The following is an 18,596-nucleotide window of genomic DNA, read 5'->3' as shown; positions in this document are numbered from 1 at the left end:
GGCCCTTCTGTCTGGTATATCAGCCACCGATTACTTTAACAATCTGGCCTTGCAGCTTTTTCCTTTGATTTTACCTTTCTGGAGCTGCTGCAACGCGCGCTTAGCACTGGCTTTACGGATTGCCACATAGGCATGCATCGGGAACATATCAATTTTCCCCACTTCTGCTGCCGTTAATCCTGCATCACCGGTTAACGCCCCGAGGATATCGCCGGGACGAATTTTGGCTTTTCTGCCACCATCAATGCACAGCGTCATCATCTCAGGTTCGAGCGCAACCTCGCCACTGCGGCCAATCTCATCCGCCGGTGTCCATTTAATGCGTATACCGAGATAGTCTTCAATCAGATTCGCGCGGTTCATTTCCTGTGGTGTACACAGGCTCACCGCCAGCCCCTTCGTACCCGCGCGTCCCGTTCTGCCAATGCGGTGAACGTGAACTTCAGGGTCGAAAGCCAGCTCAAAATTCACCACCAGCTCCAGCTCTTTGATATCGAGGCCGCGAGCCGCAACATCGGTTGCCACCAGCACACGGCAGCTGCGGTTAGCAAAACGCACCAGAACCTGATCGCGATCGCGCTGCTCCAGATCGCCATGCAGCGCGGATACGCTAATCCCACGCATGTCCAGCGCGTCAAATACGCTCTGGCAATCACGTTTCGTATTACAGAACACCACGCAGGACGCAGGCTGATAATGGTCCAAAATGGCAATCAACAGCGGCAGGCGCTGCTCTTTCGTCGTCTCATAGAAACGTTGTTCAATAGCTGGCTCTTCTACACCATCTGCAACCTCGAAACGTTGCGGCTGACGCTGAACGCGTGCGCTGATCTGCTCGATCTCTTCCGGATAGGTAGCAGAAAATAGCAGAGTTTGACGATCGGTCGGCGTATAGGAAATCACATCATCAATCGCGTCAGTAAAGCCCATGTCCAACATGCGATCCGCTTCATCCAGCACCAGCACTTTCAGGCTATCCAGAGACAGCGACTGCTTGCGTAAATGGTCCTGAATACGACCCGGCGTCCCGACGACAATATGCGGGGCGTGAACCAGCGAATCGAGCTGCTGGCCCATCGGCTGACCGCCGCACAGTGTCAGAATCTTAATATTTTGCGCAAAACGCGCCAGACGACGCAGCTCTTTGCTGACCTGATCGGCCAGCTCACGCGTCGGGCACAGTACCAGCGCCTGCGTGGTAAAATCGCTCACGACAATACGATCCAGCAGCCCAATGCCAAATGCCGCCGTTTTGCCGCTACCAGTTTTCGCCTTGGCCCGCACGTCTGCACCGCTCAGAACGGCTGGCAGCGTCGCCGCCTGGACTGGCGTCATTTCGGTATAGCCCAGTTCATTAAGGTTGGATAACTGCTCTGCGGGCAGCGCGAGGGAAGAAAAAGAGGTTGTACTCACAGTGATTACTCTACCAAGGACGAGATAACGAAAGGTGACGCCGAGCTAAAGAGCGGCGCAGATATGCCGCAATCATAGCAGAGTTCCTCATCGTTGACCGATTTACCTCCCGTTCTGCAACTAAAACAGCGAGGCGAATCCTTTGCTCACCAGAAAGCCTTGTCCTTCAGGTGATAAAAGGTAGTTCGCCAGCAGCCGCGCTTCACGCCGGGCAGGCTTCATAACGGCCAGCATGTACTCGGCATCAATACGATAGAGATCGGGTAAATGAACCACATGCAGATCCGGTTGATTGAGCAGTAACGGCAGATAGCTGGCATAGCCAATGTGCATATCGCTCTGCCCAGTCCGAATCAGGTAACTTCCCGCCGTCATACCTGCTGGGATGGCATGGTCAAGCGCTCCACCCACCAGCGGTTTTGCTTTGTCGCGCAGTTGATTTCCCCATCCCCGATGCAGACGTTCGATGCGATCAAAGAGTTGAAATGCATAATCCCCACCGGGATCGCTGCCGGGCGTTGAGGTTGACAGCACAAAACGCGGGTCACGCAGCGCCATCAGCCAGGATTGCGTGGTGAGTTCCGGTACGTTACGCATCACAATACACAGATGGTTGCGCGTAAACACGGTGGTTTCCTCCGCCAGCCCCAGCGCTTTCAAGCGTAAAGGGTGCGCGCAATTCGCCGAGGCGAAAATATCCACCGCATCGCCGTGCATCATTTTTTCACTCAGCAGCCCCGCCGGGCCGAAAGTCGGCACAACGTCCACCGCATAGCGTTCGCTGAACGTCGCCAACAGCGGAGCGAATGCAAGGCGCAGACTGCCAGCCGCATACAGGCGCAGGGGGGTAATCATAGTGACTCCGTCATGGTCAATATCGGTATCAGCGCATAATACGGCTGCGGCGCGATGTCCACGCAGACCTGCCGCATCGGAATGCCGTACAGCCGTGACAGGTTATCCTCCGTCACAACCTCATCACAGCGGCCATAAAGATAGTGCTGATTATCCATCAGAAGCAGTGCTCGATCGGCAATGGCCAGCGCGTGAGAGGGATCGTGTGTGGTCAGAAGAATGCTCAAATGCTGCGTTTTAGCCAGATGCTTCAATAACCGCAGCACCTGCGCCTGATTTTGCACATCAAGCGCCGCCGTCGGTTCGTCCAGAATCAGCACCTGACACTCCGAGGCCAACGCGCGCGCGATGAGCACGAGCTGTCGCTGCCCGCCGGACAACGCACTAAATTCACATTCAGCAAGGGAGGCGATTCCCAGCATGGTCAGTGCATTCTGAGCCACGGTGATGTCATGCGCAGAAGGCATGGCAAACAGCCGGACACGCCCCGCACGCCCCATCAGCACCATGTCCAGAACGCTATAAGAAAACGGCGGCGTAAATAGCTGCGGCACAAAGCCAATGTGCCCATCGCGCTGGATCGTCCCGGAAAGCGGCGATAAATGCCCCATCAGCGTATTCAGCAGCGTCGTTTTCCCTCTGCCGTTCGCGCCCAGAATCGCCGTAATTTCCCCTTCCAGACAGCACAGATTCAACGGTGAAAAAAAGCCCTGCCTCTGTTGGTAGCCATACACCAATTCTTCTGTCGATAACCTGATAGTCGGCATGCTAGCGTCCTCTCCCCTGTCGCTGTGTTTTATACAACAGCACGGCAAAAAGCGGTGCGCCAAGTAGCGCCGTCAGAATGCCCAGCGGAATCTCCGCCTCAGTGAGATTGCGAGCCAGATCGTCCACCAACACCATAAAGCCCCCACCCAACCACAGCGACACCGGCAGCAGGCGACGGTGATCGGCTCCCACCAGCATGCGTGCGACATGAGGAATCACCAGCCCAATCCAGCCAATACTCCCGCTGACCGCCACCTGCGCGGCGACTATCGCGGCACACAAGCTCAAAATCAGCCAGCGCAAGGGCTGTACGGCGACACCCAGCGCACGCGCATCCTGCTCACCCATCGACAACACGTTGATGTGCCAACGCAGCCGCAGCAGTAACCCACCCGCAAGGCCTAGCGGCACCGCCATGGTCATCAGCGAGTTCCAGTGTGCGGTGGCAAAACTGCCTAACAGCCAGAAAACGATGCTCGGCAGCTTCTCTTCGGTATCCGCCAGATATTGCATCAGACTGACCAACGCACCGAAAAAGCCGCTGAGGATGACGCCCGCCAGAATCAGGATCAGCACGTTCTGTTTGCCGAATGCGGCGGCCATCATGAAAATCAGCAAGAGCGCCAGCATGCCGAATGTAAACGCAGACAGCAGCAAAAGCAGCGGCGTCCAGCTTAATAGAATCGCCAGCGTGCCGCCGAAGGCCGCGCCTGCGGACACACCGATAATATGCGGATCGACCAGCGGGTTACGGAAAACGCCTTGCAGCGTAGCCCCGCTCAGTGCAAGCGCCGCACCCGCACACCAGGCTAATAACACGCGGGGTAAACGTACGCTCCACACCACTTGCCGCTCGATATCCCCAAGCAGCGGTTTTTTTCCGAACAGCAGATCGTTGCCAGACAGCGGCTCGACAAGGATCTGGATGATGCGCCACGGGGATAAGCTAAAACGCCCTATCCCCAGTGAGCACACGGCAATCAACAGCGTAGACACCACCACCGTCAGCAGCGTGATCCGATAGGTGCGATAACTCATTGTGCCGCAGAGGCGTCCGCACGGTAGTCCATACGGTAGAAGCGTTGGTAATACGCATCGGCCGCTTTTTGCATATCGATATCGGCAAAGCGCTCAGGGTACAGCTTTTTCGCCATCCACAGTTCGCCAATCGCTAACGCTTCCGGCATCGGGTAACCCCAGGCTTTGGCGTATTCCGGCATCAGATACACGCGATGCTGTTTCACCGCCTCAATCGCCTGCCAGGCCGGATCGTTAACGATCTGTTTCACCACATCCGGGTAGCGATCCTGCACAAAAATCACCTCTGGATTCCAGGCCAGCACATTTTCAATTGATACCTGTTTAAAGCCTTTTATCGAAGCGGCCGCCACATTCAGCGCCCCTGCATGCGACATCATCAGGCCGGTATATTTCCCTGAGCCGTAGGTTGTCAGGTCAGGGTTAGCCATATACACGCGGATTCGCTTTTCTTCTGGAATCGACTCCAGACGCGCACTCACATTTTGCCGCTGCGTAAACGTATAGTCGATCAGCGCTTCCGCCTGTTTTTGACGCTCAACGACGTCACCAATCAGCCGAATCCCTGCCTTAAGCCCTTCGTTATATGCCGTGTTTTCATCACTCATCGTAGGATTGATTTTGTCGGCCTCTCCCGGCTGATCCTGACGCAGCGAGATCGCCACTACCGGAATGCCTGTCCGCTCAATCTGCGCAATCATTTCCGGCGGCGCATAGTTAGCGACAAAAACCACCTGCGGTGACAGCTTTAGCAGGCTTTCAATATTGACCTGCGTGAGATCGCCCGGCATCGGTAAATCCGCCAGACGAGGAGCCAGCCGCACATAATGCTCGCCCAGCTGTTTCTTCCAACTGGAAAGCACACCCACTACGCTCTCTTGTGCATCCAATTGCACCAGCAGATTTAAGGTTTGATGCTGTAACACCACCACGCGGTTAACGTGGTCGGGAATCGTTACATTACGCCCCAGTTGATCGGTCACCTGACGCACTGCCCAAGCGTTAGAAAACACCAAAAACAGCCCAGCAACCCACAGCGTGTAGCCAAATTTCTTTATCATGTTGGTATCCTGATTTTCGCTATATATAAAATGATACAGCGTTAGCGACAAAGAAAATACTGATCTCGCTCATAATAATATCTGGATACCAATTTTGGGGTAGATAAACCCAGACTGGGTTTTCTGCTTGAGTTTTCTGCTAAATAACCAGCGGCGATTTATTCTTCAAAATATTAGTCAGATAAACTGAATTATTACGTTAAAAAAATCATATTTATTCTCACTATTAATCGCGTAGAGTGCTTCTATTACTGATCTATATACCCTTGCTGTGCAGGGTAAATATGCTAAATATTTGTCTGAATATAAGGATAAATACCCTATGAAGAAGATTGGCTTTTTATCATTCGGCCACTGGGCCCCATCGCCGCAGTCTGGCACACGTTCAGCGGCTGACGCACTACTGCAATCTATCGACCTTGCCGTTGCCGCTGAAGAGCTGGGGGCTGACGGCGCTTATTTCAGGGTGCACCACTTTGCCCGTCAGTTGGGTTCGCCTTTCCCACTGCTGTCCGCGATTGGGGCAAAAACCAAAAGCATTGAGATTGGTACTGGCGTCATCGACATGCGCTACGAAAATCCGCTGTACATGGCTGAAAACGCCAGCGCCGCCGATCTGATCTCTGGCGGACGCTTGCAGCTCGGCATCAGCCGTGGCTCACCTGAACAGGTGATCGATGGCTGGCGCTACTTTGGCTACCAGCCGACAGACGGGGAATCGGAAGCAGACATGGCACGGCGTCATACCGAAGTGCTGTTGGATGTGCTGCGTGGCGAAGGGTTTGCAAAACCGAATCCACAGCCTATGTTCCCGAATCCACCGGGCCTTTTGCGTCTGGAGCCTTATTCTGATGGGTTACGTGAACGAATCTGGTGGGGTGCCGGATCGAATGCTACGGCAGTATGGGCAGCGAAGCTGGGCATGAACCTGCAAAGCTCCACGCTAAAGGATGATGAAACAGGCGAGCCTTTTCATATCCAACAGGCACAGCAAATTCGTGCCTATCGAGCTGCCTGGGCTGAGGCGGGACATACGCGCACGCCACGTGTCTCCGTCAGCCGTAGTATTTTTGCATTGATGGATCACCGCGATCGCGCCTATTTCGGCGGAAGCAGTAACGATAGCGACAAGGTGGGTTTTCTGGATGAAAACACGCGCGCGATTTTCGGCCGCAGCTATGCCGCCGAACCAGAAGCACTCATCCAACAGTTAAAACAGGATGAAGCGATTGCCGAAGCGGATACGCTATTACTAACAGTGCCGAACCAACTGGGCGTGGATTACAATGCGCATGTGATTGAATCAATTCTGAAGCATGTCGCGCCTGCGATGGGATGGCGGGATTAGGTCTACGGCCTAACAATGAAAGCCTATTCAGCAGGCGTAAAACCGACGATAACAGCGTCAAGAATCGGGGAGATTGAGGGGTTATTTTTACTCGTATCTCCCCGTTTTTTTCAGCCTGTGAAACGGCTCGACGCTTTTTAATGCTATTTTGAAAATATAGTTTCTGGACCTCTTGAATTCCCCCCCTCACTGGGCGTAGATTTAGCGCCGATCCCGTCATAACTGGTGTGACTCTGGTGATGACAACGGGAAAGATTACCCTTCGGTGACATCACCGGCAGCGTAATTATTTCCTTCCATAATAAAACGCACAATCGGGATCGTTGCTGGCGTGGTTTCTGCTGGAGAATAAATCGGTGAAGTATTTTTTTATGGGTATCTCATTCTGTTTAGTCGTTTGGGTGAGTACCTTTATGCTGATGGTAGAATAACCTGTCATTTGCCCGGCAAAGATTTATTCATTGAAGGGCACACACAGATAAAGATAAAAAAGGCTGATGGTATTTATACCCTCAGCCTATTTTTATGCCTGCCGATCTATGTTCAGCCGACGGTTATTCAGCCGATAATTCGTATTGCCTTTGTCATTCTCTACAGATTAAATCCGTTCATTATCACGCCGAACACCCCACCGATTGCCAGCCAGGGGCCAAAGGCCAGCGGTTTAGCCGTATCCTCTTTACGCAACCCGCGCCAGATGAGAGTCACGGCCAGCCCGCTCAGCGCCGCCACCAAAACCAGATTCGGCAATGCCTGCCAGCCCAGCCAAGCCCCCAGCGCAGCCAGCAACTTAAAATCACCGTACCCCAGCGCTTCTTTGCCCGTTGCGTATTTGAATGCCCAATAAAGTAGCCACAGAGATAAATAACCGGCCATCGCGCCGACTAAGGCATCATTCAATGAGACAAATGTCCCTGACAGATTAAACAGCAACCCCATCCACAGAAGCGACAGCGTAAGCACATCCGGCAGCAGCAGCGTTTTTATATCAATAACGGTCAGCACCAACAGGAAGGACAGTAGGATCAACGCCCCCCACAGCGCCATACCGGGCAACCAGAGCAAACCTGCCGCCAGAAAAGCCAGCATGGTGATGACTTCCACTAACGGATATTGCACAGAGACCGATTGATGGCAGCAGCGGGAGCGGCCGCGCAGCCACAGCCAGCTGAATAGCGGGATATTATCTTTTAGCGCAATAGCCTGCTGGCAGTGCGGGCAAGACGAAGGCGGCCACCACAGGTTGTAGCGCGTATCAGGATCGGAATCGGCCACGCCCGTTTCAAGCTCGATGTCCTGCCGCCAGCGACGCTCCAGCATAATCGGCAAGCGGTAAATCACCACGTTCAGAAAACTGCCAACAATCAACCCCAACACGCCCAGCGCCCCAAACCACCACGCCGGAAACAGCTGTGCGAATTCCCTTAAATCGTCCACGTTAGTCCCTGATTGTTGATAAAGAAACGATATGAATGAGCGGTTTATTTTTGCGCTCGACTACGCGGCACCGACAGCGCTTACCGCTATTACAGCAAGCGCCCCTGAAAATTCAGCGTTCTGGCACCCTGATCATCGGCTTTACCGGTGGTTGCCAGCAGTTTTTTCATCGTCGCGGGTAAGTCATTTCCGCTGCTAAGCTGCCCCGTAAAACGATATTCGCCTTTCGGGGTGACGCTGCCTTTGCCAGACAATTGCAGATGTGAGGAGGTCTGCCGCAGGCTCGCTTCTAGCGCGCCTTGCTGGCAGCGTAACGTGGCCTGCGGTGTCGCAAGCACTAGTCCACCGAGCGGCGTTTTCACCCGCGCGCCCGGCCAGGTTACGTTGGCATCCAGAGATTGGCAGCCCGAACGGTCTACCGTCGCCTCTTGTAGATTTAGCTGCACGTTTCCTTCGGCCCCGATTGGCACAATAAAGCGCATATGGCTAAATAAATAGCCTGCCGGTACAGAAAGCTGCCATTGATAAAACTGCGGCTGCTGCCAGCCGCGAATGATCCCACGGCCTGCAATGCCTTCTGGGTTTTTAAACGCAATATCCAACGCGGGCATAAAATCCGAGAACGTGATGTTCCAGTGCACATCATCCAGCGTTAACGTGCGCCAGCTAAACCGTTGCAGGCTCCCCTGCCACAGCGTTCCGGCGGCCTCTGCAACCACCATTCCAGCAGGCAGCGGCACGGCAGTGAGCAAGCGGGCAGGCGCATAGCTCGCCAGGAACAGCCCATAGGCCAGAACCAGAGCGACACCAGTGCCGATGCCGGACTTAAGCTTCATCCGTCCGTTCCAACATCAGTCTGGTAACATCTACGATTCCTGGGCTTTGCTCGACGGCATTCACATCCAGCGATATCACTTTCACGCCATTTTTCTGTTCCAGTTCACCAAGCCAACGCAGCAGACTATTAAAATCACTCTGCCCCAGCGTCACCGATGCCTGACTGCCCTGCGGCTGCAAACGCACGACGGTCAGCCCGTAACGCTTGGTACTTTGCGAAATCAAAATCGGCAGACTGACGTCGCGCTGACTATTGTCCCCCTGCGCCTGATTTCCCTGCGGAATCGATGAGGCCTGTTTCTGCATCCAGTTGACGGTCTGCTGCTCGCGGGAAATTGTGCGACCCCACAGATCTTCCCGCTCCTGCCAAGGCTGGAGGATAGCGTAATACACCACACAGAGCAGAAGCACCGCCGCGCACACCACCATAAGCTGACGTTCGCGCTGGCTCATCGCCTGCCAGCGTTGCCGTAATTCATTCATTGCTGGCTCCTTAATGTTAAGCGACCTTCAACCCGATCGTTCTCCTGCCGCATCTCTCCCGCCTGTACCTGATAATAAGCGGCAGCCTGCTGCTGAAATTGCTCGAGTTCCTGATATGACGTGCCCTGCAACGCCAGCCGGAACTCACCCGCAGCGCCGTCGTAAGACAGCGACTGAATTTTGATCGCACTATTCTGTGTCATGAGCTGCTGCAAAGGAGTCAATTGATCCAGCAGTGCTTTCCCTGCTCCCCCGGCTGCCGTACGTTGCAGGTGCTGCTGCATCTGCGCGCGCGGGTTAACGACATTCGTCTCGGAAGGGAAAATCTGCCGATAGACACGCACGCTTTCCTGCCGCCAATGTTCGGCCTGTTGATAAAGCTGATAGTGCGCCCAGCCAGCATCCGCCACGACAAGCAGGAGGTAACAGGCAAACGCGATCCCGACGCCGCGCCACGGCAGCAGAGTGTTTTGCCAGGCTTTATCCGGCGTATAGTCGCCTTGTCGCAGATCGACCGAGGCAGGTAAGTGCGCCGTTGCCGCCAGCGTGAAGAGATCCGTTTCCGGCTGCGCCTTCCATTCGCCCTCTTCCTGCCATTCGTACTGCGACAACTCACCGCCGACCGATGCAGAGCTGTAGCTGTATATTGCTGGCAGCGGCATAGACGCTTTCAGCAGGTCGCCGCACCAGGAGGATTCCGCCGCCATCGCATGGCCCGTCGGCTGGCGAAACAGCCACATGTCATCATGCTGCAACGCGCTCCAGCCATCCTGATGTTTCGGCAATACGCGCGCGTCAGGCAATAACGTATCGACGCTGAGGCCCAGCGCATCACACTGTGCCAGCCAACGCTGCATCCGGTTTTTTTCCACCACGGCAACCGTGCCGTCGTCGCCATGAATTTCCAGCACGGCAAAATGCAGCTTTTCAATTTCCGTCGCCAGTTGGTCTTCCAGCATAAACGGCACGACTTGCGTCAGCTGACGCCTCGCCTGTCGGGGCAACGTCAGGGCATAAAACGTTACGTCAGTGGCTGGTACCAGAACGCGGGTAAACGTCACGGACGGGTAGGCCGCCAACGCAGGACGAACCTGCTCTATGCTACCGCGCCCCTGACTCAGTAAACTTTCCCCATTGGATGAACGCACCTGCCATTCGATCTCTCCCTGCTCTTCTACCGGAAGACGAACAATGAGGCACGGATGTCGAGCGACCGTTCCTCGATGTAATGGGGCTTTTGCGGCTTTTCGCTTCCATTTTCCCGCTATTTTCATGGATTCACCGTCCTATATCCTCCATATTGCCGCTGCACGACCTGTACCTTTTGTCCACTCAGATGAAGCAAGCTACGTTGATGAAAATCGCTGTCGCCGACACGCACCTGAAGTTTTACAAAGAACCATTCACTTTTTACTGCCAGCACTCGCTGCGCGGTATTTTTACTATTCGGGGGCAATAGCCCGGTTTGTTGCAGAACCTCAAGACTTGCCCACCCCATACGTGGGCGCTGCTGCACCAGCGCTTTTGCCTGCGACATCGTCATTTCGTTCAGGAATACGGCAGATAACAGTGGGGCATCAAATTCGGTTAGCGTGTTGATATTAATGGACATCGCATCCACCGGCAGCGCACAGACATAGGGCAACAGCCGACGATAGAGATCGCTATCAATACCATACACTGAGCGTAATTCACTGATTTCACTCATTCTCTGATTCGCGGTACGATAAGGCACTGGCAGCGTGGCATAGACGTCGTCTTCTGCGCCGTTCGCCGACGGATAGTTATCCGCGTCGATCCAGTCACGCACCGCCGCGGTAATTTTTTCTGCACGATCCGTTTCCTCGCCCAAATTTTTCAACAGCAAACGAAAAACCTGTGCCGGATAAGGCGTCTTCACCAGCGTGCTTTCGTTATCCACGCCTTGATTGATCGCATTCACATTAAAGCAGGTACGCGCATCGCTAATCTGGCCCGTGATCTCCCCACCGTCCACGGGGAAACGCAGCCCCGGCTGCGACCAGTTCTGTCCGGCAAACGTGCGCCCCGGCATATTCCGCGCATCGCGCTGTAATATCTGCCCGCTTAGCGTTTCCGCGCCCAATGCATACCATTTCGCCTGCTGACGGCTCAAATGACTTTCGGTGCGCAAAAACGCTTTGCCCGTGCGTTCCGTAATCACCGCGGCAATCGTCACCATTAATGCCAGAATCAGGAGCACCACCAGCAGTGCCGCGCCGCGCTGACGCGACCTCATTTAACCGGCCCGGTGGTAATCAAGAACATACGCGACATCTCTCCGTAATCCCTTAAGGTCAGCACCACTTCAATCCCTTGTGGCAATTGCGTACTGTTGTCCCAGCGATCGCGCCAGGTTTTATTGCTGAAAAAGCGCAGGCGGAAGCCATCGACCTGGGTGAGAAGCGGTTTTACACCGGGATCGAGCCCTTCAATCGGGTCAGGAGTCACATGCGTTAACCGTTCCAGCGTGTGTTCCCGCAGCCGATAGGCCACAGGCTGAAGTTCAGAGCGTGGCAGAATGCCAAACGGGTTCTGCCAGCCATTGCGCATGAAGCTGACACCCCAGTCATCACTTTTTAACTGATCGCGACCGGCGTAAAACATCGAGGTACTTCCTCTGCTGCCGCGTGCGATCATCTGGGAGAAATCGTTGTCCATTTGTGAGAATGCGCGCTGTATTTCAGCCAGACGCTCGGCTTTACGCTGCGAAATTTCATCATTACGCATCACGCCGTTCAGCACCTGAAACGCGCTAAGGCTCAGCGCCGCAAAAATAGCGATCGCCAGAATCATCTCCAGCAGCGTAAACCCCTGATGGCGCTTCTGTCGCGCGGGCTCTCGCCCCCTTCTTGTTTGGCTACACGTCCCTGTTTTACTAGACATTATTGCTTCACCACATAGGTGCGCAGGGAAGCATCGGCGGCAAAGGCATCTTTATTACGTCGCACTTCCACATCCAGCGCTTTGGTCTGAGGATCGCCGGTCTCTACGCCCTGCCAGCGCCAATGCCAGCGCTGGCCTGCGAACTGTGTTTCGCCTCTCACCCACGACGCTTCCGGCCAGCGCTGTTCAAGCCGCAGTTGAACCTGCTGGTTTTCCGCCACCCAGCCTGCAAACGTCTTCTCTTCCAGCCGGCTCAGGCTGCTTGCCTGTCTGGCTGTCGTTTGTAAAACGGCAATGCCCGCCAGCGCAAAAACACTCAGCGCGACCAGCACCTCCACCAGCGTCATCCCTTTCTGTCGTCTCATCGTTTCTTGCCCTGACTCATCGACGTCACAAATCGTCCGGTGTTATCCACCTGGAGCCAATTCGAGAGCGCTTTGTTTTCAGATTTAACGAGCAGACGGAAAGGCGTGATTTCGCCACCGGGCAAAATCAGGATATCGGGGTCGCCGCTCTGCGTTTTATCCACCTTTTTCCCATCAGCCTGTAATAGCTCAAGCCGTAATGCCTCGGGTAGCGTCGCCGATGCGCTCACCCGATGCGGTTGCCACGGCTGCCATTTATAGCCCTGCCAGCGATCGCCGCTCGGGATCGGTATCCCTTCTGATGTAGCGGGTCGCTGGAGCTGATAAAACTGCCAGCGATCGGGATAGATACGAACACCCAGCATGTATTCGTTAACCTGACTGCTTTCAGCGGCAAACTCTAGCTGCGCCTGAAAACGAGCCAACTGCCAGGCGCTGTCATTCTGGCGCTCGGGAGGAAACGCCATGACCACCATGCCAGCGGCAATGCCAGCCAGTAACACGACCAGCATCATTTCCAGCAGGGTGAACCCCTGCTGCTTCCTAGTTGACCGCTTCATTGCGCTTTTGCCGTCCTTTTCCCGCCGCCATTGATAGCAACTACCCACAACAGTCATCCACTGCCGTCATCAATAAAGACAGGCATATTTATTTGAGGTTGCCGACAAAGTCCGTATGGCGGTAGTAACGGATAGATCGTAAAGACGCTGTAAATACATCCCTGTACGCTCGGATTGCGCCATCCATGGCGCAAACGCTTTACTCTTCTATTCCGTTACTCCCGTTCTCGTTCAATAAATAGGTTTGTCAACAATCTGCAACAAAGACCGACGTCTTTATTTTTTATCAAGATTCCAGTTGCCGATGTCATCTTCCGTCCCCGGCATGCCATCTGGCCCCAGAGAGAAGATATCCAGTTTGCCGTGCTGGCCAGGGTTCAGAAGTTGATAGTCCGTACCCCACGGATCCTGCGGAAGGCGGCGAATATAGCCATCGGCTGGATAGTTACGTGGTTCCGGCTGTACCGTCGGCTTCGTTACCAGCGCCTTCAGCCCCTGCTCTGTGGACGGATAGCGGTTGTTATCCAGCTTGTACATGTCGAGTGCGCTTTCCAGAGAAACAATATCGCTGACGGCTTTTTGCCGATCCGCCTTTTCCTTATTCCCCATCAGATTGGGCACCACCAGACTCGCCAGTACGCCGAGAATGACGATGACCACCATAATCTCCAACAGGGTAAAACCACGCTGACGATAACCGCTCTGACCATAACTATTTTGTCCACAACCACGCTGAGACTGTTGCATCCTTACTTTTCCTCATTCAATTGTTGGTTCTCTTACGAACTCATTAACGTATTCAGTTGCAGAATCGGTTGTAAAATCGCGAGTACGATAAACAACACCACCGCCGCCATGCTAACCACCAGCAGAGGCTCAAATAGCCCCAGTGCCAGCGTCATCTGCGAACTGAATTCCCGATCCTGATTATCCGCCGCCCGTTCCAGCATGCTGTCCAGCTCGCCGCTGCGTTCACCGCTGGCGATCATATGGCGCATCATTGGGGGGAAGAGCGCCGTCTGTTCCAGCGCTTTGTGCAGGCTGACGCCCTCTCGTACCGCATCCGTCGCCAGAGAGAGCCGATGGCGGGCATAGTCATTACTCATGACATCGCCGCTAATGCGCATCGCCTGTAACAGCGGCACCGCACTGGCGTTAAGAATACTGAGCGTCCGCGCGTAACGTGCCGTATTTAAGCCACGCGCTATGCGGCCGATCAACGGTAAATGCAGCAAGCGTCGATGAAAACTGACGCGTCGCTTTTCCTGCCGCAGCATCACGCGGAACGCCATAAATCCCGCCAGCAATGCCAGCAACATCCACGGTCCAAACGTGCGCACGGCATCACTCATCCCCATCAATACGCGGGTTGAAAGCGGCAACGCCTGCTTCATATGAATAAATTGCTCAACAACTTTCGGCACCACGACGGACAGCAAAATGCTGACCACGGCAATCGCGACCACGGTTAGCACGCACGGGTAGATCATCGCCTGCTGGATGCGGCTGCGCATCTGCTGGCGCTGCTCGGTGTAGTCGGCTAACCGGTTCAACACGGCATCAAGGTGACCGGATGTCTCGCCTGCGGCAACCATCGCGCAGTACAGCCGTTCAAAGCTGCCGGGGAAGCATTTCATGGCATCGGCCAGCGAGTGCCCCTCCATGACCTTGCTGCGTACCGCCGCCATCAACTGGCTCAGATGTGGCTTTTCGCTCTGTTTTGCCACCGCATCGAGCGCTTCTTCCAGCGGCAACGACGCCGCCACCAGCGTAGCCAACTGGCGAGTCAATAGCGCCAAATCTGAGGTGCTGAGCCGAATTTTGCGGCGCAGAGAGAGTCCTGTAGAACCGGATTTCTGCTGATCGCCTCGGTTTTCATCAACCGACAGCGGCACCAGCCCGCGCTCCCGCAATAGCTGACGCGCCTGTCTGGCAGAGTCGGCCTCCTGAGTGCCACGGCATTTTTTCCCCTGCGCATCCAGCGCCTGATAGTGGTACTGTGCCATATCATTCCTCTTTGGTTACGCGGATCACTTCTTCCCAGGTCGTGAGCCCCGCCAGTACCTTATTCAACCCGTCCTGACGAATGGTGGTTCGACTCCCCCCCAGAATCTGCGCAATCGCCATTTCACCGTCACTGCGGTGGATCGCGGCGCGGACGTCGTCATTAATCAGCACCAGCTCATGAATGCCGATACGTCCCCGGTAGCCGGTAAAGCTACACTGCGGACAGCCAACGGGATTATGCAGTAGCGTACCGGGCGCGATCCCCATCTGTTCAGCCTGAACCGGATCGACCGGCTGCGGTTGGCTACAGTCAGAACACAGCGTCCTGACCAGACGCTGCGCGAGTACGCCCAGTAGAGAGGTTGACAGCAGGAAAGGCTCGACGCCCATATCCTGTAAACGAGACAGCGCGCCCAGCGCACTATTGGTATGCAGAGTGGATAACACGAGGTGACCGGTCAGCGAGGCCTGCACAGCAATCTGCGCCGTTTCACCATCACGAATTTCCCCCACCAGCACGACGTCCGGATCCTGACGCAGAATGGCACGCAGCCCGCGGGCAAACGTCATATCGACCTTGGTGTTGACCTGCGTTTGCCCGATGCCTTCCAGTTCATACTCGATGGGATCTTCCACCGTCATGATGTTACGTTCCGAAGCATTCAGGCGACTGAGCGCAGCGTAAAGCGTGGTACTTTTCCCCGAGCCTGTCGGGCCGGTGACCAGAATAATGCCATGAGGACGATGGATCAGGCTGTCCAGCAGTTGTCGATTGCGTTCCGACATCCCCAGCAGCTCAAGATCGAGCTTAACGCTGTTTTTATCCAGCAAACGCAGCACGACGCGCTCGCCGTAGTTCGACGGCAGCGTGGAGACACGGACATCAATCGCCCGCCCCCCTACTCGCAGCGCCATACGTCCATCCTGCGGGACACGCTTTTCGGCAATATCCAGCTTTGCCATCACCTTGATACGCGACACCAGCAGCGAAGCCAGCTTACGCTGTGGACGCAAAATCTCACGCAATACGCCGTCAACGCGGAAGCGGATCAGCAAATAGCGCTCATACGTTTCGATATGAATATCCGACGCTTTATTCTTAATCGCTTCGGTCAACATGGCGTTGATGAGGCGGATAATCGGCGCGTCGTCATCGGCATCAAGCAAGTCATCGCTATCTGGCAGTTCTTCCACCAGCGTATAGAAGTCCATCTCATTACCGATGTCCTCCATCATACGGCGCGCTTCTTCCGAGTCGCGCTGATAGCTAATGACTAATTGCCGCTCAAATTCCTCATCCGTAACGCGCTCAATCTTGAGCGAACAGCCCGCAATCCGGCGCGCTTCCAGCAAAGCGGCTAGCGGCGTTTGCGCGACGCAAATTGTCTGCAGGCTCGCGTCATTTTCCCTCTGCAACAGCAGAATTTGCTGCGATCGCGCATAGGCAAAAGGCAGTATGGGGCGTAATTCTATAATCTGGGAGGCAACGTCACTCATTTCCCGCCCGCCGGATAGAACGCCACAATGGAGGACTGAACCTGACGGAACGTATAAGCATTCCCACCTTCCGGCAGACGCAGCAAATCGTTATCCAGAAGCCCTCCCTCACCATTACTCACGTTTCGCTGTTTATTTTCTTCAGCACTGAACGAGTGATACTTACTGGCAGAGGCGCTCTGGAATTGGCTGCGATCGCGAATAATGGAAGGACGGATAAACAGCATCAGGTTACGTTTTTTCGTTTCCTGACTGTTGGAACGGAATAAGTATCCCAGAACGGGAATATCCCCTAAAAATGGCACCTTACTTGCAGACTCATTCGTACTTTTATCCAGCAAGCCGCCTACCACCACGGTTTCGCCGCTGCTGACCAGCACCGCGTTATTAACGGTACGCGTATTGAAGGTTGCCCCTAGATTGGTACTGCTGCTGGAGGCCGCATCTGCCACGCTGGAGACTTCCTGCTCGATTTCCAGCAAAACGGAGTCACCTTCGTTGATTTGCGGCTTCACCTTCAGCTTGATACCGACCGTTTTACGCTCTACCGTTTGGAAAACGTTGTCACCGGATGTCGTCTGTGAACCCGCCAATACGGGCACTTCCTGACCGACATTAAACGTCGCTTCCATATTGTCCAGCGTCACAATGCTGGGCGTCGCCAGAATATCGTTCTTGCTGTTGCTGGACAGCGCCGTCATCAGCATGCCCCAGTTGCCCTGATAGAAGCCCGCGGCAATGCCGTTGAAGCTGCCAAGTGCACTTGTCGCTGCCGTGCCAAGCGTTCCATCACGCCGATACTGGTCCGCTCCCGCCATCATGGTCGTGATCGGTAACCCGGTATTCGTGAACTGCGTTACCCCCGCATTTTTATTGGCCCACTGCACGCCGAGGTTCATCCCATCGGCATCTTGCACTTCCGCAATAATCGCTTCGACCAACACCTGCGGACGGCGGATATCCAGCTGTGAGATCACCTGTTCCAGATCGCGCATGATGTCCGGTGCGGCATTCACAATCAGGGAGTTAGTTTGTTCGTGCGCCTTAATCGAAATGTCTTTACGCAGCGCAGGCAGCGCATTTTGCTGATCGGTTTGGATACTGTCCCCGACGCCGGTGAGCACTTCGACCAGATCGGCAGCCTTGGCATATTTGAGGTAGATAACTTTGGTGTTGCCCTGTACCGCCTGCTGGCGATCGAGCTGCTTGATCATATCAATCACGCGCTGGCGTGAATTCGGCTCACCGCGCACCAGCACCGAGTTGGTTCGTTCGTCAGCCACCACGTTGGCGGTCAACATGCCGGGCAAGGCGGATTTCTCATCCATCTTGTTCAGCTCATTCACCATCTTCACCACTTCCGTTGAGGAAGCGTAAGACAGCGGTATGCTGGTCACATTCCGATCGCCCGTCTGATCAACCCGTTCGACAATCGTCATCAGCCGCTGGATCACCCCCGCGCGGCCGGTCATCAGCAGCACGTTCGATGGTTCGTAATGCACCACGCTCCCGGCACCGGCGTTGTCGTTCAACTGGCGCAGCAGCGGTGCCAAATCGCGGGCCGCAACGTTGTTGACGGGCACGACGCGCGTCACCACCTCATCACCAATGCCCGGCTGTTCATCAGTCGCCAGCGGCATAGACGTCGATTTCGCATCCTTCGAGCGAATAATTTTCAGGACGTTGTTATCCATCGGAATCACGGTGAACCCATAGACATCCAGCACGCTCAGGAAGAACTGGTAATACTGTTCTTCATTCATCATGTCATAGCTGCGTACGGTAATCGTTCCGCTGACCGACGGATCGATAATGACCGTCTTATTTAGATTCTTACTGACGGTATTAATAAACTCCTGAATATCGGTGCCTTTAAAACTGGCGGAGAATTCGGCACTCCACGCCAATGATGACGCCATCAGCAGAACACTCCCGCTGAGCAATAGCATGCTCTTGCGGCGTACCTGACCAAGCCATTGGTTTTTATTCTTCGAAAAAACCTGACGCTTAAAAAATCCCTGTC

19 protein-coding genes are annotated in these 18,596 nt (G+C 54.7%); 2 read left to right on the top strand and 17 right to left on the bottom strand.

Annotation, left to right across the window (positions count from 1 at the left end; all coding sequences use genetic code 11):
* Positions 1-30: 30 nt before the first annotated feature.
* The 5 genes from dbpA to BUB06_RS11835 form a co-directional block, all read right to left on the bottom strand.
* Entirely contained in the window at positions 31-1,413 is a 1,383-nt protein-coding gene (gene dbpA, locus BUB06_RS11855; protein WP_039471212.1) for an ATP-dependent RNA helicase DbpA, read from the bottom strand.
* A 120-nt stretch (positions 1,414-1,533) separates the two neighbouring features.
* The gene (locus BUB06_RS11850; protein ID WP_039471210.1) at positions 1,534-2,268 is read right to left on the bottom strand and encodes a molybdate ABC transporter substrate-binding protein; all 735 of its coding nucleotides are present in this window, start codon (positions 2,266-2,268) and stop codon (positions 1,534-1,536) included.
* Entirely contained in the window at positions 2,265-3,035 is a 771-nt protein-coding gene (locus tag BUB06_RS11845; protein WP_039471208.1) for an ABC transporter ATP-binding protein, read from the bottom strand. The genes BUB06_RS11850 and BUB06_RS11845 overlap by 4 nt, the downstream gene beginning before the upstream one ends.
* 1 nt (position 3,036) lies before the next feature.
* On the bottom strand, positions 3,037-4,074 hold the full coding sequence (locus BUB06_RS11840) for a FecCD family ABC transporter permease (RefSeq protein WP_039471206.1): 1,038 nt from the start codon (positions 4,072-4,074) through the stop codon (positions 3,037-3,039).
* Positions 4,071-5,135, bottom strand: coding sequence for an ABC transporter substrate-binding protein (locus BUB06_RS11835; protein ID WP_039471205.1), 1,065 nt, complete (start codon positions 5,133-5,135; stop codon positions 4,071-4,073). The genes BUB06_RS11840 and BUB06_RS11835 overlap by 4 nt, the downstream gene beginning before the upstream one ends.
* Positions 5,136-5,457: 322 nt before the next feature.
* On the opposite strand from BUB06_RS11835, the gene BUB06_RS11830 reads away from it, so the two are divergent.
* Both BUB06_RS11830 and ypdK read left to right on the top strand, forming a co-directional pair.
* Positions 5,458-6,483 carry an LLM class flavin-dependent oxidoreductase gene (locus BUB06_RS11830; RefSeq protein WP_010302944.1) on the top strand — a complete coding sequence of 342 codons (1,026 nt, stop codon included), beginning with the start codon at positions 5,458-5,460 and terminating at the stop codon, positions 6,481-6,483.
* Positions 6,484-6,839: 356 nt separating this feature from the next.
* Positions 6,840-6,914, top strand: a complete 75-nt coding sequence (gene ypdK / locus BUB06_RS21930; RefSeq protein WP_099606229.1) for a membrane protein YpdK — start codon at positions 6,840-6,842, stop codon at positions 6,912-6,914.
* A gap of 160 nt (positions 6,915-7,074) precedes the next feature.
* On the opposite strand, the gene BUB06_RS11825 is transcribed toward ypdK, so the two are convergent.
* The 12 genes from BUB06_RS11825 to gspD all read right to left on the bottom strand — a co-directional run bounded on the left by BUB06_RS11825 (position 7,075) and on the right by gspD (position 18,522).
* Positions 7,075-7,920 (bottom strand): prepilin peptidase, encoded by an 846-nt coding sequence (locus BUB06_RS11825; RefSeq protein ID WP_039471202.1) that lies wholly within the window; start codon positions 7,918-7,920, stop codon positions 7,075-7,077.
* An 89-nt stretch (positions 7,921-8,009) separates the two neighbouring features.
* Complete coding sequence (locus tag BUB06_RS11820) at positions 8,010-8,756, bottom strand: type II secretion system protein N (protein ID WP_039471200.1); 747 nt, start codon at positions 8,754-8,756, stop codon at positions 8,010-8,012.
* A complete protein-coding gene (gene gspM / locus BUB06_RS11815) occupies positions 8,746-9,240 on the bottom strand; it encodes a type II secretion system protein GspM (protein WP_039471198.1) in 495 nt (164 codons plus the stop codon). The genes BUB06_RS11820 and gspM overlap by 11 nt, the downstream gene beginning before the upstream one ends.
* Positions 9,237-10,514: a type II secretion system protein GspL gene (gene gspL, locus BUB06_RS11810; protein WP_039471197.1), complete on the bottom strand. Its 1,278-nt coding sequence runs from the start codon at positions 10,512-10,514 to the stop codon at positions 9,237-9,239. Before gspL ends, gspM begins: the two co-directional genes overlap by 4 nt.
* Positions 10,511-11,497 (bottom strand): type II secretion system minor pseudopilin GspK, encoded by a 987-nt coding sequence (gene gspK, locus BUB06_RS11805; RefSeq protein WP_039471195.1) that lies wholly within the window; start codon positions 11,495-11,497, stop codon positions 10,511-10,513. The genes gspL and gspK overlap by 4 nt, the downstream gene beginning before the upstream one ends.
* Entirely contained in the window at positions 11,494-12,144 is a 651-nt protein-coding gene (gene gspJ / locus BUB06_RS11800; protein ID WP_072012981.1) for a type II secretion system minor pseudopilin GspJ, read from the bottom strand. The genes gspK and gspJ overlap by 4 nt, the downstream gene beginning before the upstream one ends.
* Positions 12,144-12,509 carry a type II secretion system minor pseudopilin GspI gene (gene gspI, locus BUB06_RS11795; protein ID WP_010302972.1) on the bottom strand — a complete coding sequence of 122 codons (366 nt, stop codon included), beginning with the start codon at positions 12,507-12,509 and terminating at the stop codon, positions 12,144-12,146. The genes gspJ and gspI overlap by 1 nt, the downstream gene beginning before the upstream one ends.
* Positions 12,506-13,069 (bottom strand): type II secretion system minor pseudopilin GspH, encoded by a 564-nt coding sequence (gspH, locus tag BUB06_RS11790; RefSeq protein ID WP_039471192.1) that lies wholly within the window; start codon positions 13,067-13,069, stop codon positions 12,506-12,508. The genes gspI and gspH overlap by 4 nt, the downstream gene beginning before the upstream one ends.
* Before the next feature lie 276 nt (positions 13,070-13,345).
* Positions 13,346-13,816: a type II secretion system major pseudopilin GspG gene (gene gspG / locus BUB06_RS11785; protein ID WP_048329249.1), complete on the bottom strand. Its 471-nt coding sequence runs from the start codon at positions 13,814-13,816 to the stop codon at positions 13,346-13,348.
* 32 nt (positions 13,817-13,848) lie between these two features.
* The gene (gene gspF, locus BUB06_RS11780; protein ID WP_010300139.1) at positions 13,849-15,075 is read right to left on the bottom strand and encodes a type II secretion system inner membrane protein GspF; all 1,227 of its coding nucleotides are present in this window, start codon (positions 15,073-15,075) and stop codon (positions 13,849-13,851) included.
* A gap of 1 nt (position 15,076) precedes the next feature.
* A complete protein-coding gene (gene gspE / locus BUB06_RS11775; protein ID WP_039471190.1) occupies positions 15,077-16,573 on the bottom strand; it encodes a type II secretion system ATPase GspE in 1,497 nt (498 codons plus the stop codon).
* Positions 16,570-18,522: a type II secretion system secretin GspD gene (gene gspD, locus BUB06_RS11770; RefSeq protein ID WP_161530415.1), complete on the bottom strand. Its 1,953-nt coding sequence runs from the start codon at positions 18,520-18,522 to the stop codon at positions 16,570-16,572. The genes gspE and gspD overlap by 4 nt, the downstream gene beginning before the upstream one ends.
* Positions 18,523-18,596 lie beyond the last annotated feature (74 nt).

The organism is Pectobacterium carotovorum, assembly GCF_900129615.1.
Classification (GTDB): Bacteria; Pseudomonadota; Gammaproteobacteria; order Enterobacterales; family Enterobacteriaceae; genus Pectobacterium; species Pectobacterium carotovorum.
The sequence above is the reverse complement of the archived record's forward strand: the minus strand, read 5'-3'. Positions and strand labels throughout refer to the sequence as shown.